Origin of the sequence: Neobacillus sp. GCM10023253 (genome assembly GCF_042653105.1) — a bacterium.
Lineage (GTDB): Bacteria > Bacillota > Bacilli > Bacillales > Cytobacillaceae > Neobacillus > Neobacillus citreus.
Window position 1 is genome coordinate 15,117 of sequence record NZ_JBHSHV010000039.1, and the last position, 20,755, is coordinate 35,871.

At 41.7% G+C, this 20,755-nt stretch carries 34 protein-coding genes; all 34 read right to left on the reverse strand.

All coding sequences use genetic code 11. From position 1 onward, the window contains the following. Positions 1 to 798 carry an energy-coupling factor transporter transmembrane component T family protein gene (locus ACFPA1_RS29105; RefSeq protein WP_213148255.1) on the reverse strand — a complete coding sequence of 266 codons (798 nt, stop codon included), beginning with the start codon at positions 796 to 798 and terminating at the stop codon, positions 1 to 3. Next, a complete protein-coding gene (locus ACFPA1_RS29110; protein WP_213148256.1) occupies positions 795 to 1,664 on the reverse strand; it encodes an energy-coupling factor ABC transporter ATP-binding protein in 870 nt (289 codons plus the stop codon). Before ACFPA1_RS29110 ends, ACFPA1_RS29105 begins: the two co-directional genes overlap by 4 nt. Next, positions 1,640 to 2,479, reverse strand: a complete 840-nt coding sequence (locus ACFPA1_RS29115) for an energy-coupling factor ABC transporter ATP-binding protein (RefSeq protein WP_213148257.1) — start codon at positions 2,477 to 2,479, stop codon at positions 1,640 to 1,642. Before ACFPA1_RS29115 ends, ACFPA1_RS29110 begins: the two co-directional genes overlap by 25 nt. A 355-nt stretch (positions 2,480 to 2,834) precedes the next feature. Then, positions 2,835 to 3,197, reverse strand: coding sequence for a 50S ribosomal protein L17 (gene rplQ / locus ACFPA1_RS29120; RefSeq protein ID WP_213148258.1), 363 nt, complete (start codon positions 3,195 to 3,197; stop codon positions 2,835 to 2,837). A gap of 41 nt (positions 3,198 to 3,238) precedes the next feature. Then, complete coding sequence (locus tag ACFPA1_RS29125) at positions 3,239 to 4,183, reverse strand: DNA-directed RNA polymerase subunit alpha (protein WP_213121064.1); 945 nt, start codon at positions 4,181 to 4,183, stop codon at positions 3,239 to 3,241. Positions 4,184 to 4,356: 173 nt separating this feature from the next. Next, positions 4,357 to 4,746 carry a 30S ribosomal protein S11 gene (rpsK, locus tag ACFPA1_RS29130; RefSeq protein ID WP_046524788.1) on the reverse strand — a complete coding sequence of 130 codons (390 nt, stop codon included), beginning with the start codon at positions 4,744 to 4,746 and terminating at the stop codon, positions 4,357 to 4,359. A 22-nt stretch (positions 4,747 to 4,768) separates the two neighbouring features. Continuing rightward, entirely contained in the window at positions 4,769 to 5,134 is a 366-nt protein-coding gene (rpsM, locus tag ACFPA1_RS29135) for a 30S ribosomal protein S13 (RefSeq protein ID WP_213121065.1), read from the reverse strand. Positions 5,135 to 5,155: 21 nt separating this feature from the next. Beyond that, the gene (gene rpmJ, locus ACFPA1_RS29140) at positions 5,156 to 5,269 is read right to left on the reverse strand and encodes a 50S ribosomal protein L36 (protein WP_000868344.1); all 114 of its coding nucleotides are present in this window, start codon (positions 5,267 to 5,269) and stop codon (positions 5,156 to 5,158) included. A 35-nt stretch (positions 5,270 to 5,304) separates the two neighbouring features. Further along, positions 5,305 to 5,523 (reverse strand): translation initiation factor IF-1, encoded by a 219-nt coding sequence (gene infA, locus ACFPA1_RS29145; RefSeq protein WP_007085268.1) that lies wholly within the window; start codon positions 5,521 to 5,523, stop codon positions 5,305 to 5,307. Positions 5,524 to 5,805: 282 nt separating this feature from the next. Further along, positions 5,806 to 6,456, reverse strand: coding sequence for an adenylate kinase (locus ACFPA1_RS29150; RefSeq protein ID WP_213121066.1), 651 nt, complete (start codon positions 6,454 to 6,456; stop codon positions 5,806 to 5,808). Positions 6,457 to 6,522: 66 nt separating this feature from the next. Then, the gene (gene secY, locus ACFPA1_RS29155; protein WP_213148261.1) at positions 6,523 to 7,818 is read right to left on the reverse strand and encodes a preprotein translocase subunit SecY; all 1,296 of its coding nucleotides are present in this window, start codon (positions 7,816 to 7,818) and stop codon (positions 6,523 to 6,525) included. Then, positions 7,818 to 8,258: a 50S ribosomal protein L15 gene (gene rplO, locus ACFPA1_RS29160; protein WP_213148262.1), complete on the reverse strand. Its 441-nt coding sequence runs from the start codon at positions 8,256 to 8,258 to the stop codon at positions 7,818 to 7,820. Before rplO ends, secY begins: the two co-directional genes overlap by 1 nt. Positions 8,259 to 8,290: 32 nt before the next feature. Then, positions 8,291 to 8,473, reverse strand: coding sequence for a 50S ribosomal protein L30 (gene rpmD / locus ACFPA1_RS29165; RefSeq protein WP_213148263.1), 183 nt, complete (start codon positions 8,471 to 8,473; stop codon positions 8,291 to 8,293). A 13-nt stretch (positions 8,474 to 8,486) separates the two neighbouring features. After that, positions 8,487 to 8,987: a 30S ribosomal protein S5 gene (gene rpsE / locus ACFPA1_RS29170; protein WP_213121070.1), complete on the reverse strand. Its 501-nt coding sequence runs from the start codon at positions 8,985 to 8,987 to the stop codon at positions 8,487 to 8,489. A 23-nt stretch (positions 8,988 to 9,010) separates the two neighbouring features. Then, positions 9,011 to 9,373: a 50S ribosomal protein L18 gene (rplR, locus tag ACFPA1_RS29175; RefSeq protein ID WP_213148264.1), complete on the reverse strand. Its 363-nt coding sequence runs from the start codon at positions 9,371 to 9,373 to the stop codon at positions 9,011 to 9,013. A gap of 32 nt (positions 9,374 to 9,405) precedes the next feature. After that, a complete protein-coding gene (gene rplF, locus ACFPA1_RS29180) occupies positions 9,406 to 9,942 on the reverse strand; it encodes a 50S ribosomal protein L6 (protein WP_378588654.1) in 537 nt (178 codons plus the stop codon). 31 nt (positions 9,943 to 9,973) lie between these two features. Beyond that, entirely contained in the window at positions 9,974 to 10,372 is a 399-nt protein-coding gene (gene rpsH / locus ACFPA1_RS29185) for a 30S ribosomal protein S8 (protein WP_213121073.1), read from the reverse strand. A 31-nt stretch (positions 10,373 to 10,403) separates the two neighbouring features. Then, entirely contained in the window at positions 10,404 to 10,589 is a 186-nt protein-coding gene (gene rpsN, locus ACFPA1_RS29190) for a 30S ribosomal protein S14 (RefSeq protein WP_009499044.1), read from the reverse strand. 23 nt (positions 10,590 to 10,612) lie between these two features. Next, positions 10,613 to 11,152 (reverse strand): 50S ribosomal protein L5, encoded by a 540-nt coding sequence (gene rplE / locus ACFPA1_RS29195; protein ID WP_213148266.1) that lies wholly within the window; start codon positions 11,150 to 11,152, stop codon positions 10,613 to 10,615. 26 nt (positions 11,153 to 11,178) lie between these two features. Continuing rightward, a complete protein-coding gene (gene rplX / locus ACFPA1_RS29200) occupies positions 11,179 to 11,487 on the reverse strand; it encodes a 50S ribosomal protein L24 (protein WP_213121075.1) in 309 nt (102 codons plus the stop codon). A gap of 37 nt (positions 11,488 to 11,524) precedes the next feature. Further along, a complete protein-coding gene (gene rplN, locus ACFPA1_RS29205; RefSeq protein WP_038538479.1) occupies positions 11,525 to 11,893 on the reverse strand; it encodes a 50S ribosomal protein L14 in 369 nt (122 codons plus the stop codon). A 38-nt stretch (positions 11,894 to 11,931) separates the two neighbouring features. Beyond that, entirely contained in the window at positions 11,932 to 12,195 is a 264-nt protein-coding gene (gene rpsQ / locus ACFPA1_RS29210; RefSeq protein WP_066321295.1) for a 30S ribosomal protein S17, read from the reverse strand. Positions 12,196 to 12,219: 24 nt separating this feature from the next. Then, a complete protein-coding gene (rpmC, locus tag ACFPA1_RS29215; protein WP_213121076.1) occupies positions 12,220 to 12,420 on the reverse strand; it encodes a 50S ribosomal protein L29 in 201 nt (66 codons plus the stop codon). Beyond that, positions 12,410 to 12,844: a 50S ribosomal protein L16 gene (gene rplP / locus ACFPA1_RS29220; protein WP_213148267.1), complete on the reverse strand. Its 435-nt coding sequence runs from the start codon at positions 12,842 to 12,844 to the stop codon at positions 12,410 to 12,412. Before rplP ends, rpmC begins: the two co-directional genes overlap by 11 nt. Positions 12,845 to 12,846: 2 nt before the next feature. Continuing rightward, entirely contained in the window at positions 12,847 to 13,503 is a 657-nt protein-coding gene (gene rpsC / locus ACFPA1_RS29225) for a 30S ribosomal protein S3 (protein WP_213148268.1), read from the reverse strand. 3 nt (positions 13,504 to 13,506) lie between these two features. Beyond that, the gene (rplV, locus tag ACFPA1_RS29230) at positions 13,507 to 13,848 is read right to left on the reverse strand and encodes a 50S ribosomal protein L22 (protein WP_213121079.1); all 342 of its coding nucleotides are present in this window, start codon (positions 13,846 to 13,848) and stop codon (positions 13,507 to 13,509) included. 17 nt (positions 13,849 to 13,865) lie between these two features. Next, complete coding sequence (gene rpsS, locus ACFPA1_RS29235; protein ID WP_213121080.1) at positions 13,866 to 14,144, reverse strand: 30S ribosomal protein S19; 279 nt, start codon at positions 14,142 to 14,144, stop codon at positions 13,866 to 13,868. A 60-nt stretch (positions 14,145 to 14,204) separates the two neighbouring features. Beyond that, positions 14,205 to 15,035, reverse strand: a complete 831-nt coding sequence (rplB, locus tag ACFPA1_RS29240; RefSeq protein ID WP_378588662.1) for a 50S ribosomal protein L2 — start codon at positions 15,033 to 15,035, stop codon at positions 14,205 to 14,207. A gap of 27 nt (positions 15,036 to 15,062) precedes the next feature. Further along, positions 15,063 to 15,347 carry a 50S ribosomal protein L23 gene (rplW, locus tag ACFPA1_RS29245; RefSeq protein ID WP_277398412.1) on the reverse strand — a complete coding sequence of 95 codons (285 nt, stop codon included), beginning with the start codon at positions 15,345 to 15,347 and terminating at the stop codon, positions 15,063 to 15,065. Then, positions 15,347 to 15,970: a 50S ribosomal protein L4 gene (rplD, locus tag ACFPA1_RS29250; protein ID WP_213148270.1), complete on the reverse strand. Its 624-nt coding sequence runs from the start codon at positions 15,968 to 15,970 to the stop codon at positions 15,347 to 15,349. The genes rplW and rplD overlap by 1 nt, the downstream gene beginning before the upstream one ends. Before the next feature lie 29 nt (positions 15,971 to 15,999). After that, positions 16,000 to 16,626, reverse strand: coding sequence for a 50S ribosomal protein L3 (gene rplC / locus ACFPA1_RS29255; RefSeq protein ID WP_213148271.1), 627 nt, complete (start codon positions 16,624 to 16,626; stop codon positions 16,000 to 16,002). Positions 16,627 to 16,664: 38 nt separating this feature from the next. Next, positions 16,665 to 16,973, reverse strand: a complete 309-nt coding sequence (gene rpsJ / locus ACFPA1_RS29260) for a 30S ribosomal protein S10 (RefSeq protein ID WP_034676072.1) — start codon at positions 16,971 to 16,973, stop codon at positions 16,665 to 16,667. A gap of 383 nt (positions 16,974 to 17,356) precedes the next feature. Further along, positions 17,357 to 18,544, reverse strand: coding sequence for an elongation factor Tu (tuf, locus tag ACFPA1_RS29265; protein WP_213148272.1), 1,188 nt, complete (start codon positions 18,542 to 18,544; stop codon positions 17,357 to 17,359). A gap of 127 nt (positions 18,545 to 18,671) precedes the next feature. Further along, a complete protein-coding gene (gene fusA / locus ACFPA1_RS29270) occupies positions 18,672 to 20,753 on the reverse strand; it encodes an elongation factor G (protein ID WP_213148273.1) in 2,082 nt (693 codons plus the stop codon). Positions 20,754 to 20,755: the final 2 nt, after the last annotated feature.

Sequence of the window (20,755 nt, forward strand, 5' to 3'; positions counted from 1 at the left end):
TTATGAACGTAATAGGACCAACAAAATCGTTAATACTGCAAGAAGAACGATTTGTACGGTATCTGCCGTAGCCCAGCTTAACTGGCGGTATTTCGTCCGGCCTTCTCCGCCGCGGTAACCCCTTGCTTCCATGGCGACCGCCAGCTCCTCGGCACGCTTAAAGGAACTGACAAACAGCGGAATGAGAAGCGGAATAACAGCCTTGATCCGCTCTTTTAGAGGACCGCTCGCAAATTCCACACCGCGGGCAATTTGTGCTTTCATAATTTTGTCGGTTTCCTGCATAAGAGTTGGAATAAACCGTAATGAAATCGACATCATTAGTGCCATTTCATGAACAGGAAAGCGGACTTTTTTTAAAGGATTTAATAATGTTTCTAATCCATCCGTTATCTCAATCGGAGTCGTTGTTAACGTCAACAAGGAGGTCATTAAAATCAAAAAGAAAAATCGCAAAGAAATAAAAATTCCCATCTTAAGGCCTTCTTCGTAGATCTTCACGGGCCCCCAGTGAAAAATAAGACTGCCTCCTTTAGTAAAAAACAATTGCAGAATAAAGGTAAACAGGACAAGCCATATGATCGGCTTCAGACCGCCATATAAAAACCGAATAGGAATTTTGGATAATCCCAGCATTAAAAAAGTATATATACCAATAAGTGCATAAGTTAGACCATTGTTTGCCAAAAAGATTACACAAACAAATAAGAAAATAATAATTAGTTTGGAACGAGGGTCCATTTTATGAATAAGAGAATCAGCCGGTACATAGCGTCCAAAAATCATTTTTTCCATCATGAGCGGACACCTCTCTTTAAACGTTCTGAAATGGCAGCCGATAGCTCTTCAATGGAAAGGTAGATTTTATCCAGCTTACTGTCTAATTTTTCTTCAAGCTTCAGCTGAAAACGGACCACCTCAGGTACATCTAGTCCCATTTGAATTAATTCGGCAGTCTCTGAGAAAATCTCTTCTGGAGTGCCCTTTTTGGCGACCCGGCCCTGCTGCATGATGACGATTTGGTCAGCATACCTTGCCGCGTCCTCCATGCTGTGAGTGACAAGAATAGTTGAGAGGCCCCTCTCCTTATGAAGCGAATAAAACATATCCATAATCTCTTTTCGGCCGCGCGGGTCCAGACCAGCAGTAGGCTCGTCCAAAACGATGACATCAGGACCCATTGCTAATACCCCGGCAATCGCAACCCGCCGCATTTGTCCGCCAGAGAGATCGAATGGTGATTTTTCTAAGATTTCTTCACCGAGTCCAACCTGTTTTAAGGCAACTCGTGCCCTCTTTTTTGCCTCTGACTCGGAAACGCCAAAATTCATCGGGCCAAAAATAATATCCTTTTCCACTGTTTCCTCAAATAATTGATGCTCAGGGAATTGGAATACAATTCCGACCTTTTGCCGGACTGCCTTTAAATTTTTATTTTTTTGATGAGCCTTTATTTCCTGGCTGCCAATTAGCACCGTTCCTTCTGTCGGCTGCAAAAGAGCATTTAAATGCTGCAAAACAGTGGATTTACCTGAGCCGGTATGGCCGATTAAAGCGAGATAGGTTCCGGAAGGAATATCAATCGAAACCTCGGAAATAGCAAGTCTTTCAAATGGGGTATTAGCTTGATAACGGTACTCTACAGATTTAAGCGAGATGTCCATAACTCTGTCACCAACTCTTCTTCCGATAAATAATTCTTTGTAAACGTAAGACCCATTTGACGAAATGCCTTTGTCATTTTCACTGAGAATGGAATATCCAGCCCCAGTTCAATTAATTCCTCATCAAGTGAGAAGATTTCTTCGGGAGTACCCTCCCGGTAAACCTCTCCTTTATTCATCACAATAATTCGGTCTGCTTTCGCCGCCTCATCTAAATCATGCGTAATGGAAATGACCGTCAACTGTTTTTCTGCCTTTAAATCTCTAACCGTTGCTAAAACCTCTTCTCTTCCTCTAGGGTCCAGCATTGATGTTGCTTCGTCTAAAATAATGATTGCGGGTCGTAACGCCAGAACACCTGCTATCGCGACACGCTGCTTTTGACCGCCCGAGAGATGGTGGGGCTCTTGATATAGAAATTGATCCATCTTCACCTTTTTCAAGGCATCCTCAACACGATGAACCATTTCATTCCGTGGTACCCCCATATTTTCTAAACCAAAAGCCACATCATCTTGGACTGTGGTTCCGACGAATTGATTATCTGGATTTTGAAAGACCATTCCCAGTTGTTTTCGGATATCCCAGATTGTCTCTTCATTTAAAGGTAAACCGCAGACGGTTATTTCACCGGACTTAGGAAACTGCAGCCCATTAAGAAGCTTGGCCATCGTAGATTTACCGGAACCATTATGACCGACGATTGCCAGCCACTCACCTTCAAAAATATCAAATGTAACATTATTTAAAGCATACCGTTCCTGATCATCATATTGAAACGAAACTTCCCTCAAGCTGACGATTGACTTTTTCATCCTGCTCCCCCCTCGCCTCAACTCTGCTCATTTATTATAAAAAAGCCCATATATACAAAAAAAGCCTGCACCTCATCCCCAGGCAGGAACGATTTTCAACTGCCTTTACAAAACATTTCCAATTTGGAAATAGGAGGAGGTGCATGAGCTAGACGAGTCGCAAAAAAGATTACCAAAAGTTATTCTTTCCGGAAGCAAATGGAGCTTGCTTATTTCGCTCCAGCTAGTGGAGTCACGCTCATCGTAACGCTCTTTTTGGCTTGGTTCGTACATATATACTTGTTTTTACAGAAAAAGGGCACAGAACAAGTTTGTTCTTAAACTGTCCAATACCCTTGTTGTCTGTTAGAAAATATTAAACTAACTCGATAATAACCATTGGTGCACCATCACCGCGGCGTGGTCCAAGTTTCATAATGCGGGTATAGCCGCCTTGGCGCTCTTGGTAACGTGGAGCAATGTCAGTGAAAAGCTTTTGTAATGCATCTGTACCTGTTTCAGCATTTGCTACTTCGTTACGAACGTATGCAGCAGCTTGACGACGGGCATGTAGGTCACCGCGTTTGCCAAGAGTGATCATTTTCTCAACAGTTGAGCGAAGTTCTTTCGCGCGGGTTTCTGTTGTTTCAATGCGCTCGTTGATGATTAAATCAGTTGTTAAATCACGAAGCATAGCTTTACGCTGTGCGCTTGTGCGTCCTAACTTTCTGTATGCCATGAAGGGTTCCCTCCTTTTTGAAGTCATTAAACGGATTTAGACTAGTCGTCTTTACGTAAGCCTAATCCAAGCTCTTCTAGTTTTGCCTTCACTTCTTCAAGTGATTTGCGGCCTAAGTTACGTACCTTCATCATATCTTCTTCAGTCTTATTCGCTAATTCCTGAACAGTGTTGATGCCTGCACGCTTTAAGCAGTTATAAGAACGAACGGATAGATCGAGTTCTTCAATGGTCATTTCAAGAACTTTTTCTTTCTGATCTTCTTCTTTTTCAATCATGATTTCAGCATTTTGTGCTTCATCAGTAAGACCAACAAAGATGTTTAAATGCTCAGTCAAAATTTTCGAACCAAGAGCAATCGCTTCTTTTGGGCCAGTGCTTCCATCTGTCCAAACATCAAGCGTTAGCTTGTCATAGTTTGATAATTGACCAACACGAGTGTTTTCTACCTGATAAGAAACACGAGCAACAGGAGTGTAAATGGAATCAATCGGAATCACACCAATTGGCTGATCCTCTCTTTTGTTTTGATCAGCTGGCGTATATCCGCGACCGCGTTTAGCAGTCAAACGCATATGCAGATGTCCATTTGCAGATAATGTTGCAATATGAAGGTCTGGATTTAAAATCTCAACATCACTGTCATGGGTAATGTTGCCAGCTGTAACAGGTCCTTCACCTTGAACATCAATTTCAAGTGTCTTTTCTTCATCAGAATAGATTTTTAAAGCTAATTTTTTAATGTTTAAAATGATGGATGTTACATCCTCTACGACGCCTTCAATTGTTGAGAACTCATGAAGTACCCCATCGACCTGAATCGAAGTAACAGCGGCACCTGGGAGTGAAGATAATAGGATACGACGTAAGGAGTTACCCAAAGTGGTACCATATCCACGCTCAAGTGGCTCTACGACGAATTTGCCGTATTTGGCATTTTCGCTGATCTCAACCGTTTCGATTTTTGGTTTTTCTATTTCGATCATCCAATAACCCTCCTTCAAAACGTCGAAACCTCGATTAGAGTTCTAATCGAAATTCCCCCATGTATACGTTCCCGTTTTGTGCACAACAACTGGAATAAGAATTCTGTATAAAAGTCAATAAATTCATATCATATCCCATTATAGACAGATGATATAAATTCTATACAGAAAAATTACACACGACGGCGTTTTGGCGGACGGCATCCGTTATGTGGAACAGGAGTAACGTCTTTAATTGCCGTAACTTCAAGACCAGCAGCTTGAAGAGCACGAATAGCTGCTTCACGACCTGCACCAGGGCCTTTAACTGTTACCTCTAAAGTTTTCATACCATGTTCCATTGATGTTTTTGCTGCAGTTTCAGCTGCCATTTGCGCTGCGAATGGAGTAGATTTACGAGAACCTTTAAATCCAAGCGCACCTGCACTAGACCAAGAAATTGCATTTCCATGAACATCAGTGATGGTTACGATCGTATTGTTAAATGTTGAGCGGATATGAGCAACCCCAGCTTCAATATTCTTTTTAACACGACGCTTACGTGTATTAGTTTTACGAGCCATTTAATTTAACCTCCTTTGCCGATTACTTCTTCTTGTTCGCAACAGTCTTACGAGGACCTTTGCGTGTACGGGCGTTGTTTTTCGTATTTTGTCCACGAACCGGTAAGCCGCGACGATGACGCAATCCGCGGTAGCAGCCAATTTCCATTAAACGTTTAATGTTAAGTGAAATTTCACGGCGAAGGTCACCTTCAACCTTTAGCTTGTCAACAATATCACGGATTTTGTTTAATTCATCTTCAGTTAAATCACGTACACGAGTATCTTCAGAAACAGCAGCTTCTGCTAAGATTTTTTGTGCAGTTTTTTTGCCAATACCATAAATGTAAGTTAAAGAGATAACTACACGTTTTTCACGTGGAATATCTACACCAGCAATACGTGCCATATATGTGCACCTCCTTGTCGATTAACCTTGTTTTTGTTTATGTTTAGGGTTTTCACAGATAACCATTACTTTGCCGCGTCTGCGGATAACTTTGCACTTTTCGCAGATCGGTTTAACAGATGGTCTTACTTTCATTATCCTAACCTCCTTGAGTTTCGGAGTGCAAACAATTATTTGAAACGGTACGTAATTCTACCGCGCGTTAAGTCATATGGAGAAAGCTCAACAGTCACTTTGTCACCTGGCAAGATCCTGATAAAGTGCATGCGGATTTTCCCGGAAACGTGAGCCAGCACAGTATGACCATTTTCCAATTCTACCTTAAACATTGCATTTGGCAAAGTTTCAATGACTTTACCTTCAATTTCAATTACATCATCTTTGGCCACAGTCTCGTCCCCCTTCTCTTTAAAGAATTATCGTTCGTAAGACTAGTAATGTAAAGCGAGTCTTCTCGTTCGTACGCAGTTAGCAACCTTACAATTTTAACATATTGTTGTGTCTTTGTCCGCAAGTAATTTCTGCATAAAAGAAGAATAATTTCTTCAGTCATTCTTGCCCAACTCTCGGTTCTGCATACCCAGTACAATAGAAAAGCCAGTTACTTGCACATACAATTGAATTCTATGAGAGAAAAGCGAGAGTCGCGTGCCAATTGTGAATGATGAGCATTAACGAAGACCCCGCAAAAGTTCTTCAATATCAGCAAATACTTTGTTAATATCCTGCTGACCATCAAGAGTACGCAAGTACCCTTTCTCTTCATAAAAAGATAATAATGGTTCTTGCTGTTTGATATTGACATCTAATCTGTTTTGAACTGTTTCAGCGTTATCATCTGCTCTCTGATATAGCTCACCGCCGCAACGGTCGCATACGCCCTCTTTTGCAGGAGGATTGAATACTAGATGATAGGTTGATCCACATTCCTTACAGATACGACGGCCAGTCAAACGCTCCATTAAAATGCTTTTATCAACATTTATATTGATTACATAGTCGATTTTTTTATTTAAATCTACTAGTAAGTTTTCTAATGCATCTGCTTGTGGTACTGTTCTAGGAAAGCCATCAAGTAAAAACCCATTTTGACAGTCTTCTTTACTTAACCGTTCACGAACGATGCCGATTGTTACTTCATCAGGAACAAGTTCGCCTTTGTCCATGAAGGATTTAGCTTTTAAACCCAGTTCAGTTCCTTCCTTCATTGCTGCACGGAACATATCTCCAGTTGAGATATGAGGGATGCGGTATTGTTCAACAATTTTTTCAGCCTGAGTGCCCTTACCTGCACCAGGTAGCCCCATTAATACTAAATTCACACATATTCCCCCTCGTGCTATATGTGAGGTTTATTGGGGCCCATTAAAGGGTCCCGCAAAACCCTTTTATTTAATAAATCCTTTATAGTGACGTTTAACTAATTGTGCTTCAAGCTGCTTATACGTTTCAAGTGCAACACCGACGACGATCAGCAAGCTTGTTCCGCCAATTTGTGCCGATTGTGGCAGATTCGCAATTTTAATAAATAAAACTGGAAGTACTGCAATAATAGCAAGGAAAATGGCGCCGATAAAAGTCAACCGATATAGGACGCGTGTTAAATATTCCTGCGTGCTCTTACCAGGACGAATTCCAGGGATATAGCCGCTCTGCTTTTGTAAGTTTTCCGCTGCTTGTTCAGGGTTAACTTGAATAAAGGCATAAAAATAAGTAAACGCGATAATTAACGCTGCATAAAGTGTCATCCCGATTGGATGAGAATAATCAAACACTTTCATAATCCAAAGCGTTACATCATTCGTTGGGAAGAAGGATGCAATCGTTCTTGGCGTAACAATAAACGAAACGGCAAAGATTACAGGGATTACTCCAGCTGCGTTTACTTTTAATGGCATATGGGTAGACTGACCGCCCACAGGATTACGTCCTACTGCCATCCGTTTCGCATATTGAATTGGAATTTTCCGAGTTGCCTGTTGGATGAAGATTACACCCACTACAATAGCAATAATTGCTACTGCAATTAGAACAACAGTCACGATACGTAGGAATAATTGCTCGCCTGCATTTTCAAACTGCTGAACATACATTTGATTTAAAACATTTGGGATTCCGGCAACAATACCTGCAAAGATGATGATAGAAATACCATTTCCAACACCTTTAGCAGTAACTTGCTCCCCTAACCACATTAAGAACGATGTACCGGCAGTCAGCACAACGGCAATTAATAAATACGTTCCAATTCCAGGGTTTTCAATCAATTGTCCTTGGGACAAATTGTTAAAGCCGTATGACATACCTAATGCTTGGATAAACCCAAGCACGACGGTAAAATATCGAGTGAATTGGGCAAGCTTCCGACGCCCTGCTTCACCTTGCTTTGACCACTCCGTAAACTTTGGAACAACGTCCATCTGCAGGAGCTGAATAATAATTGAAGCAGTGATGTAAGGCATAATCCCCATTGCAAAAATAGAGAATTGCTTTAATGCGCCTCCGCCGAATGTATTTAAAACACCGAAAACACTTAGCTTATCTTGTGCAGCTAGCGCTTCAGCATTTACATTCGGAACTGGAATGAAAGTGCCGATTCGAAATACGACTAACATTAAAAGGGTGAATATGATCTTTCGACGTATATCACCCACGCGCATAAAATTGGAGATTGTCTGGAACATTAGATCACCTCAGTAGTTCCACCGGCAGCTTCGATCGCTTCCTTAGCAGCAGAGGAGAATTTATGAGCTTTAACTGTAAGCTTTTTCTCTACGTTCCCTTTAGCAAGAATCTTGATTCCTGCTTTTTCGTTACTTACCACACCTGATTCGATAAGAAGTTCTGGAGTAACTTCTGTACCTTCTTCAAAGCGGTTCAATGCATCAAGATTAACTACGGCGTACTCTTTACGATTGAAATTGGTGAAACCGCGTTTTGGTAAACGACGGAATAATGGTGTTTGACCACCTTCAAAACCGATACGGACACCGCCGCCTGAACGAGCATTTTGTCCTTTATGACCTTTACCTGCAGTCTTACCTTGGCCAGAGCCGATACCACGGCCTAAACGCTTACGCTCATGACGAGAACCTTCGGTAGGCTTTAATTCATGAAGTTTCATATTGGCACCTCCTTATGAAAGAAAACAATGAATTATTGTTCTTTTACTGTTACAAGGTGAGCAACTTTAGTAATCATACCGCGAATAGCAGCGTTATCTTGATGCTCAACTGTTTGATTTAATTTACGTAAACCTAGCGCTTTAACTGTTTCGCGTTGGTCTTGTGAACGACCGATTACGCTGCGGCTGAGGGTAACTAAAAGTTTATTCGCCATTTGATTTCCCTCCTTATCCTAACAGTTCTTCTACTGATTTACCACGTAATTTTGCTACGTCTTCAGCACGTTTAAGTTGTTTTAATCCTTCTACAGTAGCACGTACCATGTTAATTGGTGTGTTAGTACCTAATGATTTAGATAGGATATCCTGAACACCTGCTAATTCTAGTACTGCACGAACAGGACCGCCGGCGATAACTCCAGTACCTTCAGAGGCAGGCTTTAGAAGTATTTCACCAGCACCAAAACGTCCAATTACTTGGTGAGGAACAGTTGTTCCAACCATTGGCACTTCTACTAGGTTTTTCTTTGCATCTTCGATTGCTTTGCGGATTGCATCAGGTACTTCCTGCGCTTTACCAGTACCGAAACCGACATGGCCGTTTTTATCTCCCACTACGACAAGTGCAGAGAAACGGAAGCGACGTCCACCTTTAACAACCTTCGCAACACGGTTAACTGTAACTACGCGTTCTTCAAGTTCAAGTTTGTTTGGATCAATGCGACGCATCTAATTTGTCCCTCCTTTGTCTATTAAAATTGTAAGCCATTTTCGCGGGCAGCATCAGCTAATGCTTGAATACGTCCATGGTAAAGGTATCCTCCACGGTCAAATACAACTGCAGAGACTCCTTTTTCCACCGCACGTTTAGCGACTAATTCTCCAACCTTTTGTGCAGCTTCAGTATTGCTAGTTGACTCAAGGCTAAGTTCTTTATCTAATGTAGAAGCACTTGCTAAAGTAACTCCATTAGTGTCATCGATTACCTGTGCATAAATATGCTGGTTAGAACGAAACACGTTTAGACGTGGACGAGCAGAGGTACCGCTAAGCTTCGCACGAACACGAGCGTGTCTTTTACGGCGAGTAGCGTTTTTATCTTGCTTCGTAATCATTTACGTCACTCCTTTCGTTTACTTATGCGGCATTACTTACCTGTTTTACCTTCTTTGCGACGAACAAATTCGCCTTCGTAACGGATTCCTTTGCCTTTATACGGCTCTGGAGGACGAACTTGACGGATATTTGCTGCTAATGCACCAACACGTTCTTTGTCAGTACCTCTTACAGTAATTTTTGTATTTGCAGGAACTTCAATTTCAAGGCCTGTTTCAGGTTCGATTTCAACTGGATGAGAGTATCCAACGTTTAGTACAAGCTTGGTACCTTGCTTTTGGGCACGGTAACCAACCCCGATCAACTCTAATCTCTTTTCGAAGCCTTTAGAAACACCTTCGACCATATTTGCGAGTACCGCACGAGTTGTACCGTGCAATGCGCGGTGTTCTTTCACATCTGATGGACGAGAGATAGTTACAACATTCTCTTCAACGTTAATTGTAATTTCTGGATTAAAAGAACGAGAAAGCTCGCCTTTTGGTCCTTTAACAGTAACAGTGTTGTTGTTCAAAGCAACCGTTACACCTGCTGGGATTTCAATAGGTTTTTTTCCTACGCGAGACATTTAGTGCACCTCCATTCATTCAAAAAATCTCTTACCAAACGTATGCTAAAACTTCTCCGCCGATTTGTTTAGCACGAGCTTCCTTATCAGTGATCACGCCTGTTGAAGTAGAAACTAGCGCAATACCTAGTCCATTTAAAACACGCGGCACTTCGTTAGATTTTGCATAAACGCGAAGACCAGGCTTGCTTATACGCTTCAATCCAGTAATAACACGTTCGTTATTTGCACCGTATTTTAAGAAGATACGGATGATACCTTGTTTATTATCTTCGATATATTCCACGTCACGGATGAAACCTTCACGCTTTAGAATTTCAGCGATTTCTTTTTTGATATTAGAAGCAGGTACTTCTAATTTCTCGTGACGCACCATATTCGCATTACGAATGCGAGTGAGCAAATCAGCAATTGGATCTGTCATGACCATTGTTTTTTACCTCCTTCCACAAACTCTAGTTTTACCAGCTAGCTTTTTTAACACCAGGAATTTGTCCTTTGTATGCTAATTCACGGAAACAAATACGGCAAAGCTTAAATTTACGATATACAGAGTGTGGACGACCACAGCGTTCGCAGCGTGTGTACTCTTGTACTTTGTATTTAGGCGTGCGCTTTTGTTTCGCAATCATTGACTTCTTAGCCACGTTTTCGCCTCCTTATTTAGCGATTACTTTTGGAACGGCATTCCGACTTGAGTTAACAATTCACGAGACTCTTCATCAGAATTTGCAGTTGTTACGATAACGATATCCATACCACGAACCTTGCTTACCTTATCGTAATCAATCTCAGGGAAAATTAGCTGTTCTTTAATACCCAATGTGTAGTTGCCGCGACCATCAAATGCTTTTTTAGAAACACCACGGAAGTCACGTACACGTGGTAAAGAAACAGAAACTAACTTATCAAGGAATTGATACATACGCTCACCGCGAAGAGTGACTTTTGCACCAATTGGCATTCCCTCACGAAGACGGAAACCAGCGATAGATTTTTTCGCACGAGTTACTAAAGGCTTCTGACCAGTGATCATTGCTAATTCTTCAACTGCATTATCAAGAGCTTTAGCATTTTGAACTGCGTCACCAACACCCATGTTAATAACGATTTTTTCAATCTTAGGTACTTGCATAATGGATTTATAGTTGAACTTGCTCATAAGAGCAGGCGTGATTTCTTTTAAATACTTTTCTTTTAGGCGGTTCATAGAGTGTACCTCCCTTCTTCTTTAGACTATTTATCTAATAATTCACCGGATTTTGCTACTCGGACTTTCTTGCCATCTACCGATTTGTAACCTACACGTGTAGGGTTACCTGTTTTAGGATCGATAGGCATTACATTTGATACATGAATTGGAGCCTCGAAGCTGATAATGCCGCCCTGTGGGTTTGCTTGTGAAGGTTTAGCGTGTTTTTTCACGATGTTCACGCCTTCTACAAGAACACGGCTTTCTTTTGGATAAGCAGCCAGGATTGTACCTGTCTTGCCTTTATCCTTACCAGAGATAACTCTGACCTTATCACCTTTTTTTACATGCATCCGTAAGCACCTCCTTAAAGGCAATTGGAATTTATAATTATAGTACTTCTGGAGCTAGAGAAACAATCTTCATAAAGTTATTGTCGCGAAGTTCGCGGGCAACTGGTCCAAAGATACGAGTTCCACGTGGGCTCTTATCTTCTTTAACAATTACACATGCATTTTCATCAAAACGGATGTAGGAACCGTCAGGACGGCGGACACCGCTCTTTGTACGTACAACAACAGCCTTAACAACATCACCTTTTTTAACAACGCCACCAGGTGTTGCTTGTTTCACTGTACAAACGATAATATCGCCGATGTTAGCCGTTTTGCGGCCAGAACCACCAAGAACTTTAATGGTAAGCACTTCACGTGCACCAGAGTTGTCAGCAACTTTCAAACGTGATTCTTGTTGAATCATGTGTGTAACCTCCCTTCGGAAAAACTATCTCCGAACAATTAAATAATAACTGCTTTTTCTACTACTTCTACTAAACGGAAGCGTTTTGTAGCTGAAAGCGGGCGAGTTTCCATAATACGTACGATGTCGCCAACTTTTGCTTGATTTTGCTCATCATGAGCTTTGTACTTTTTAGAGTACTTTACGCGTTTACCGTAAAGGGGATGCTTTTTGTATGTTTCGACAAGAACAGTTACAGTCTTATCCATTTTGTCAGAAACAACGCGTCCAGTGTAAACCTTGCGCTGGTTACGTTCACTCATCACTCGTGAACCTCCTCTCGGATTTTACTTATTAACGCTGATTTCTCTCTCGCGAATCACAGTTTTCATGCGAGCGAGCGATTTGCGTACTTCACGGATACGAGCTGTATTTTCAAGTTGTCCAGTCGCCAATTGAAAGCGAAGGTTGAAAAGCTCTTCTTTTAACGATTTTACTTTTTGTTCAATTTCAGCAGTGGTAAGGTCACGAATTTCATTAGCTTTCATTTGATTCACCACCAATTTCTTCACGTTTTACAAACTTACACTTTACAGGAAGCTTGTGTGCAGCAAGACGAAGAGCTTCACGAGCAGTTTCCTCAGAAACGCCGGCAATTTCAAACATGATTCTTCCAGGCTTAACTACTGCCACCCAGCCTTCAGGTGAACCTTTACCGGAACCCATCCGTACTTCTAGAGGCTTTGCAGTATATGGCTTGTGAGGGAAAATCTTAATCCAAACTTTACCGCCACGTTTCATGTAACGAGTCATCGCACGACGAGCAGCTTCAATTTGGCGGTTAGTAACCCAAGATGCCTCCATTGATTGCAGACCGAATTCACCGAATGATACTTCGGTACCGCCTTTTGCGTTTCCACGCATGTTACCACGATGTTGACGGCGGAATTTTACGCGTTTTGGCAATAACATGATTATTTGCCTCCTTCCCCAGTTTTCTTCTTAGTAGGAAGGATCTCTCCACGATAGATCCATACTTTTACACCAAGTTTACCGTAAGTAGTATCGGCTTCTGCTGTAGCGTAGTCGATATCAGCGCGAAGTGTATGAAGTGGAACAGTTCCTTCGCTATAATGTTCTGAACGAGCGATATCGGCACCACCAAGACGACCAGATACCATTGTTTTAATACCTTTTGCGCCAGCACGCATAGCACGTTGAATTACTTGCTTTTGTGCGCGGCGGAAAGATACGCGGTTTTCTAATTGACGAGCAATGTTTTCAGCAACTAACTTCGCATCAACATCAGCCTTCTTGATTTCAAGAATGTTGATATGAACGCGTTTGCCAGTTAATTGGTTTAATGCTTTACGAAGTGATTCCACTTCAGTACCGCCTTTACCGATTACCATACCAGGCTTCGCTGTATGGATTGTAACGTTAACGCGGTTCGCAGCACGTTCGATTTCAACTTTAGACACAGAAGCATCTTTTAAGCGCTTCGTAATGTATTCACGAACCTTAATGTCTTCGTGTAAAAGATCAGCAAAGTCTTTACCTGCGTACCATTTAGATTCCCAATCACGGATGATTCCGATACGCAAACCGACTGGATTTACTTTTTGACCCACAGCTTATCCCTCCTTCTTCTCTGATAAAACGATTGTAATGTGGCTTGTGCGCTTGTTGATTTGGCTTGCACGGCCCATAGCGCGTGGACGGAAACGTTTTAAGGTTGGACCTTCATCAACAAACGCTTGGGATACAACCAAGTTATTTACGTCCATTTCATAATTGTGCTCAGCATTTGCCATAGCAGATTTTAAAACTTTTTCAACAACTGGAGAAGCAGCCTTCGGAGTCAGATTTAAAATCGCCACCGCTTCACCAACTTGCTTTCCTCGAATTAAATCGACGACTAAGCGGACTTTACGAGGAGCAATTCGGACTGTTCTTGCAACAGCTTTAGCTTGCATTGGGATGCCCTCCTCTCTTAACGTCTTGTTTTCTTATCATCGTTACCATGACCTTTGTAAGCACGTGTTGGAGCGAATTCTCCAAGCTTATGTCCTACCATGTCTTCAGTAACATACACAGGCACATGTTTACGGCCATCATAAACGGCGATCGTATGACCGATAAATTGTGGGAAAATCGTAGAACGACGAGACCAAGTCTTAATCACTTGTTTCTTATCGGATTCATTTAACTTTTCAACTTTAACCATTAAATGATCATCAACGAATGGTCCTTTTTTTAAGCTGCGACCCATGAATGAACCTCCCTTCGTGAGTGGTCTACGGCTCTGTCTTTGAACCGTAGTTCAATCACGTTATTTTTTACGACGACGAATAATAAGTTTGTCGGATTTGTTTTTCTTCTTACGAGTTTTGTAACCAAGAGTCGGTTTGCCCCAAGGAGACATTGGAGACTTACGTCCGATTGGTGAACGTCCTTCACCACCACCGTGTGGGTGATCGTTAGGGTTCATAACAGATCCGCGGACAGTTGGACGCACGCCTAACCAGCGAGAACGACCAGCTTTACCGATTTTAATAAGTTCGTGCTGTTCGTTTCCTACTTGACCGATAGATGCACGGCATTCAGAAAGAATCATGCGAGTTTCACCAGAAGTTAAACGTACAAGTACGTATTTACCTTCTTTACCAAGTACTTGAGCGCTTGTTCCAGCAGAACGAACTAACTGGCCGCCTTTACCTGGTTTTAATTCGATGTTGTGTACTACTGTACCAACTGGAATGTTTGCTAATGGAAGTGAGTTACCTACTTTAATATCTGCCTCAGAGCCAGACATTACTTCCATGCCTACTTCAAGATTTTTTGGAGCTAAGATATAACGCTTTTCACCATCAGCATAGTTGATTAGTGCAATGTTTGCAGAACGGTTTGGATCGTATTCGATAGTGGCAACGCGTCCAGGAATGCCATCTTTGTTACGTTTAAAGTCGATTAAACGATATTGACGCTTATGGCCGCCACCTTGATGACGAACAGTTAACTTACCTTGGTTGTTACGGCCGCCTTTGCTCTTTAATGGAGCTAAGAGTGATTTTTCTGGAGTACTTGTTGTGATTTCAGCGAAATCAGAAACAGTCATCCCACGACGTCCGTTAGAGGTAGGTTTGTACTTTTTAATCGCCATTTTATTTCCCTCCTCTTATATTAGATTTTAGCTTTCAAAGAATTCGATTTCTTTGCTGTCAGCAGTTAGTTTAACGATTGCCTTGCGGCGTTTGTTTGTGTAACCACCAAATTTACCCATACGCTTGAACTTACCTTTGTAGTTCATGATGTTGACTTTATCAACTTCTACGCCAAAGATTTCTTCGACAGCATCTTTAACTTGAGTTTTATTAGCCTTAACATCCACTTCAAAAGTATATTTCTTTTCAGCCATTAGGTCAGTAGTACGTTCAGTGATAACGGGGCGCTTAATGATATCGCGTGCATCCATTATGCAAGCACCTCCTCTACTTTTTCAACCGCTGCTTTAGTCATGATTAATTTATCATGATTTACAACGTCTAATACGTTGATTCCATCAGCAGTTACAACTGTTACACCAGGAATGTTGCGAGCAGATAATGCTACGTTTTCATCAAGGTCAGCTGTAACGATTAACGCTTTTTTCTCAACAGAAAGACCATTTAAAACAGCTTTGAAGTCTTTTGTTTTTGGAGCATCGAACGCTAAGCTTTCAAGTACTAACACTTTTTCTTCTAGAACTTTAGATGATAGTGCAGATTTGATTGCTAAACGACGAACCTTTTTCGGTAATTTATAGCTATAGCTGCGTGGTTGTGGACCAAATACAGTACCACCTCCGCGCCATTGTGGAGAACGGATTGACCCTTGACGAGCACGACCTGTTCCCTTTTGGCGCCATGGTTTACGACCACCGCCGGCTACCTCAGAACGATTTTTAACTTTATGAGTTCCCTGACGTAAAGAAGCTCTTTGCATAATGATCGCTTCAAATAATACGTGTTGGTTAGGTTCAATACCAAATACGGATTCGTTTAACTCGATTTCACCAACTTGTGAACCGTTTTGGTTAAATAATGCTACTTTCGGCATTCCTATGTTCCTCCTTTCTTATGAAGTGATTATGCTTTAACCGCACCTTTGATTTTTAGTAATGCTTTTTTCGCGCCTGGAACGTTACCTTTGATTAAAAGTAGATTGCGCTCAGCGTCAACCTTAACGATTTCAAGATTTTGAACAGTAACTTGCTCTCCGCCCATACGTCCAGGTAATAATTTACCCTTGAATACACGGTTTGGAGCAACTGGTCCCATTGAACCAGGACGACGGTGGTAACGAGAACCGTGAGCCATTGGGCCGCGTGATTGTCCGTGGCGCTTGATAGAGCCTTGGAAACCTTTACCCTTTGAGATTCCTGTTACATCTACTAAATCGCCTGCAGCGAAAATATCAACTTTGACTTCTTGACCAACTTCATAGCCTGCTAAGTCATCTCCGCGGAATTCGCGAACGAAGCGCTTAGGAGCAGTATTTGCTTTTGCAACATGTCCCTTTTCAGGTTTGTTAGCTAACTTTTCACGTTTATCTTCGAAACCTACCTGAATAGCTTCGTAGCCATCAGTTTCCGCAGATTTCTTTTGAAGAATAACGTTTGGAGCTACTTCAACTACTGTTACAGGAATTAAGTTTCCGTTCTCAGCAAATACTTGAGTCATACCAATCTTTCTTCCTAAGATTCCTTTGGTCATGTAAGTCACACCTCCTAATTTTGTAAAATTTTATTTGCTTATAATTTGATTTCGATATCTACACCGGATGGTAAATCTAATCTCATTAATGCATCAACTGTTTGTGGAGTTGGATTAACGATGTCGATTAGACGCTTATGTGTCCGCATTTCAAATTGCTCACGAGAATCTTTGTACTTGTGAACCGCACGAAGAATCGTATAAATAGATTTTTCAGTTGGAAGCGGAATCGGACCAGACACAGCTGCACCTGAACGCTTTGCTGTTTCAACGATTTTTTCTGCAGATTGATCAAGGATTCTGTGATCATATGCTTTTAAGCGGATACGAATTTTTTGTTTTGCCATTATTTTCCCTCCTTTATTCGCCTATTTTCAAAATAGACATTTCTCAGTGAGAATTTCCCTAACACAGCGCCATGGCAAAGCGGCCGGGTGTGTCAGCAACCTCCCACATCATCGCAGTCAAAGACCAACATTGTCTATTATACATAAAACATAAAGCAAACGCAACATTTATTACGATTTTTTTTAGTCTTATGTCCTGAACACTTTTATTATTATAAAGGTTGATATACATGATTTCAACACATAATAATAATCTCCAGTAATCTCCTAATTAAATTACATTTAAACATTCATAATTATATAGAAGAAACACGGTAAATTTTTAAAAGAACAATATAAAAAAGCAGCTGGATCGTCACCCAGCTGCTTCTGTTATAGATTAATTACTCAATGATTGTAGTGATTGAACCTGAACCTACAGTACGTCCACCTTCACGGATAGAGAACTTAGTTCCTTCTTCAATCGCAACTGGAGCGATAAGCTCAACAGTCATTTCTGTGTTATCACCAGGCATGATCATTTCAGTACCTTCTGGAAGAATAATGATACCAGTGATATCAGAAGTACGGAAATAGAATTGTGGACGATAGTTTGAGAAGAATGGAGTATGACGTCCACCTTCTTCTTTAGATAATACGTAAACTTGTGCTTTGAACTTTGTGTGTGGAGTGATAGACTTTGGCTTAGCCAAAACTTGTCCACGCTCGATTTCTTCACGGGCTACGCCACGAAGAAGGGCACCGATGTTGTCACCAGCTTCAGCAAAGTCAAGAAGCTTACGGAACATTTCTACACCTGTTACAGTTGTAGATTTTGGCTCTTCAGTGAAACCAACGATTTCAACTACGTCACCAACTTTAACTACGCCACGCTCAACGCGTCCTGTAGCTACTGTACCACGACCAGTGATAGAGAATACGTCCTCAACTGGCATCATGAATGGCTTGTCAGTGTCACGAGTTGGGTTTGGAATGTAGCTGTCAACAGCATCCATAAGTTCGATAATTTTTTCTTCCCATGCAGCATCGCCTTCTAATGCTTTAAGAGCAGAACCTTTGATAACTGGAGTGTCATCGCCAGGGAAATCGTATTCAGAAAGAAGGTCACGAATTTCCATTTCTACTAATTCTAGTAATTCTTCGTCGTCAACCATGTCACACTTGTTCATGAATACAACAAGGTAAGGTACGCCTACCTGACGAGAAAGAAGGATGTGCTCACGAGTTTGTGGCATTGGACCATCAGTTGCAGATACAACAAGGATACCGCCGTCCATTTGTGCTGCACCAGTGATCATGTTTTTAACATAGTCAGCGTGTCCTGGGCAGTCAACGTGTGCGTAGTGACGTGCATCAGTTTCATACTCAACGTGTGCAGTAGAGATTGTGATACCACGTTCTCTTTCTTCTGGAGCACCGTCGATTTGATCGTATGCACGAGCTTCTGCTTTACCTTGCTTAGCAAGTACAGAAGTGATTGCAGCAGTTAAAGTAGTTTTACCATGGTCAACGTGTCCGATTGTACCAATGTTAACGTGTGGCTTTGAACGGTCGAATTTAGCTTTTGCCATTTGGAAAATCCTCCTTTGGATTATAAAAATTAAGTATATTTAAGCGGAAACTGTAAAGAGGTTGTCCTCGTTTCACAGTTTCCATTCTTACATAAGTAGTTATACTTTAAAGATAAGTAAAAATCAATTACTCACCTTTATTTTTTTTGATGATTTCTTCAGAAACTGATTTAGGTACTTCTTCGTAGTGATCAAAGTGCATAGAGAATACTCCACGACCTTGTGTGCTAGAACGAAGCGCAGTTGCATATCCAAACATTTCTGATAGAGGAACCATAGCACGAACAACTTGTGCGTTACCACGAGCTTCCATACCTTCAACACGTCCACGACGTGCAGTGATTTGTCCCATAATGTCCCCAAGATATTCTTCAGGGATTACAACCTCTACCCTCATCATTGGTTCAAGGATTACTGGCTGACACTTAGATGCTGCATTTTTAAGTGCCAATGAAGCGGCAATTTTAAACGCCATTTCAGAGGAGTCAACATCATGGTATGAACCATCGAATAGTCTTGCTTTAATATCAACTAATGGATATCCAGCAAGAACACCGCGTTGAAGCGCATCTTCAAGTCCCGCTTGGACTGGAGCGATGTATTCACGAGGAACAACACCACCGACAATACCGTTTTCGAACTCGAAGCCTTTTCCTTCTTCGTTAGGTGAGAATTCGATCCAAACGTGTCCGTATTGACCGCGTCCACCAGACTGACGAGCGAACTTACCTTCAACTTGTGCAGAAGCACGGAATGTTTCGCGGTAAGCAACCTGCGGTGCACCTACATTAGCTTCAACTTTGAATTCACGACGCATACGGTCAACGATGATATCTAGGTGAAGCTCACCCATACCAGCGATGATTACTTGTCCAGTTTCCTGATCAGTATGTGCACGGAAGGTCGGATCTTCTTCTTGCAGCTTTTGCAGAGCAGTTGTCATTTTGTCTTGGTCAGCTTTTGATTTAGGTTCAACTGAAAGCTGGATTACTGGCTCAGGGAATTGCATAGACTCTAGGATAACAAGGTTTTTGTCGTCACATAGAGTATCACCAGTAGTTGTATCTTTCAAACCTACAGCAGCAGCAATATCACCGGCATAAACCTTTGAGATTTCCTGACGGCTGTTTGCGTGCATTTGCAGGATACGTCCGATACGTTCACGTTTGCCTTTAGTTGAGTTCTGAACATATGATCCAGACTCTAAAGTACCAGAATAAACGCGGAAGAACGTTAATTTACCAACATAAGGGTCTGTCATAACTTTAAATGCAAGAGCTGAGAATGGCTCTTCGTCACTTGAGTGACGCTCAACGATTTCATCTTCATCATCCACAGCATGACCTTTGATGGCAGGTACATCTAATGGAGATGGAAGGTAATCGATAACTGCATCTAACATTAACTGAACACCTTTGTTTTTGAAAGCTGATCCACAGATAACTGGGTAGAATTCAACGTTAACTGTACCTTTACGGATTGCGGCTTTTAACTCTTCTTTTGAGATTTCCTCTCCGCCAAGGTATTTTTCCATTAACTCTTCATCAAGTTCAGCTACTGCCTCAACTAATTTTTCACGATATTCTTCAGCTTGCGCACGGTGTTCTTCCGGAATATCACGAACTTCAATATCAGTTCCTAAGTCGTTTCCGTAGAATACTGCGTTCATTTCCACAAGGTCAATGATAGCTGAGAATTGATCTTCAGCACCGATTGGTAACTGAATTGGATGAGCATTCGCTTGCAGACGCTCATGTAATGTTTTTACAGAGTACAGGAAGTCTGCGCCGATTTTGTCCATCTTGTTTACGAATACTACACGTGGTACTCCGTAAGTTGTTGCTTGACGCCAAACTGTTTCAGTTTGTGGTTCAACACCTGACTGAGCATCCAGAACTGCTACCGCACCATCAAGTACACGAAGGGAACGTTCTACTTCTACAGTGAAGTCTACGTGTCCCGGAGTGTCGATGATGTTAACACGGTGGCCTTTCCATTGTGCAGTTGTTGCAGCGGAAGTGATTGTAATTCCGCGTTCTTGTTCTTGCTCCATCCAGTCCATCTGAGAAGCACCTTCATGTGTTTCACCGATTTTATGAATCTTACCAGTGTAATAAAGGACACGCTCAGTGGTAGTCGTTTTACCGGCATCGATGTGAGCCATGATGCCGATATTACGAGTATTTTCTAAGGAGAACTCTCTTGCCATTG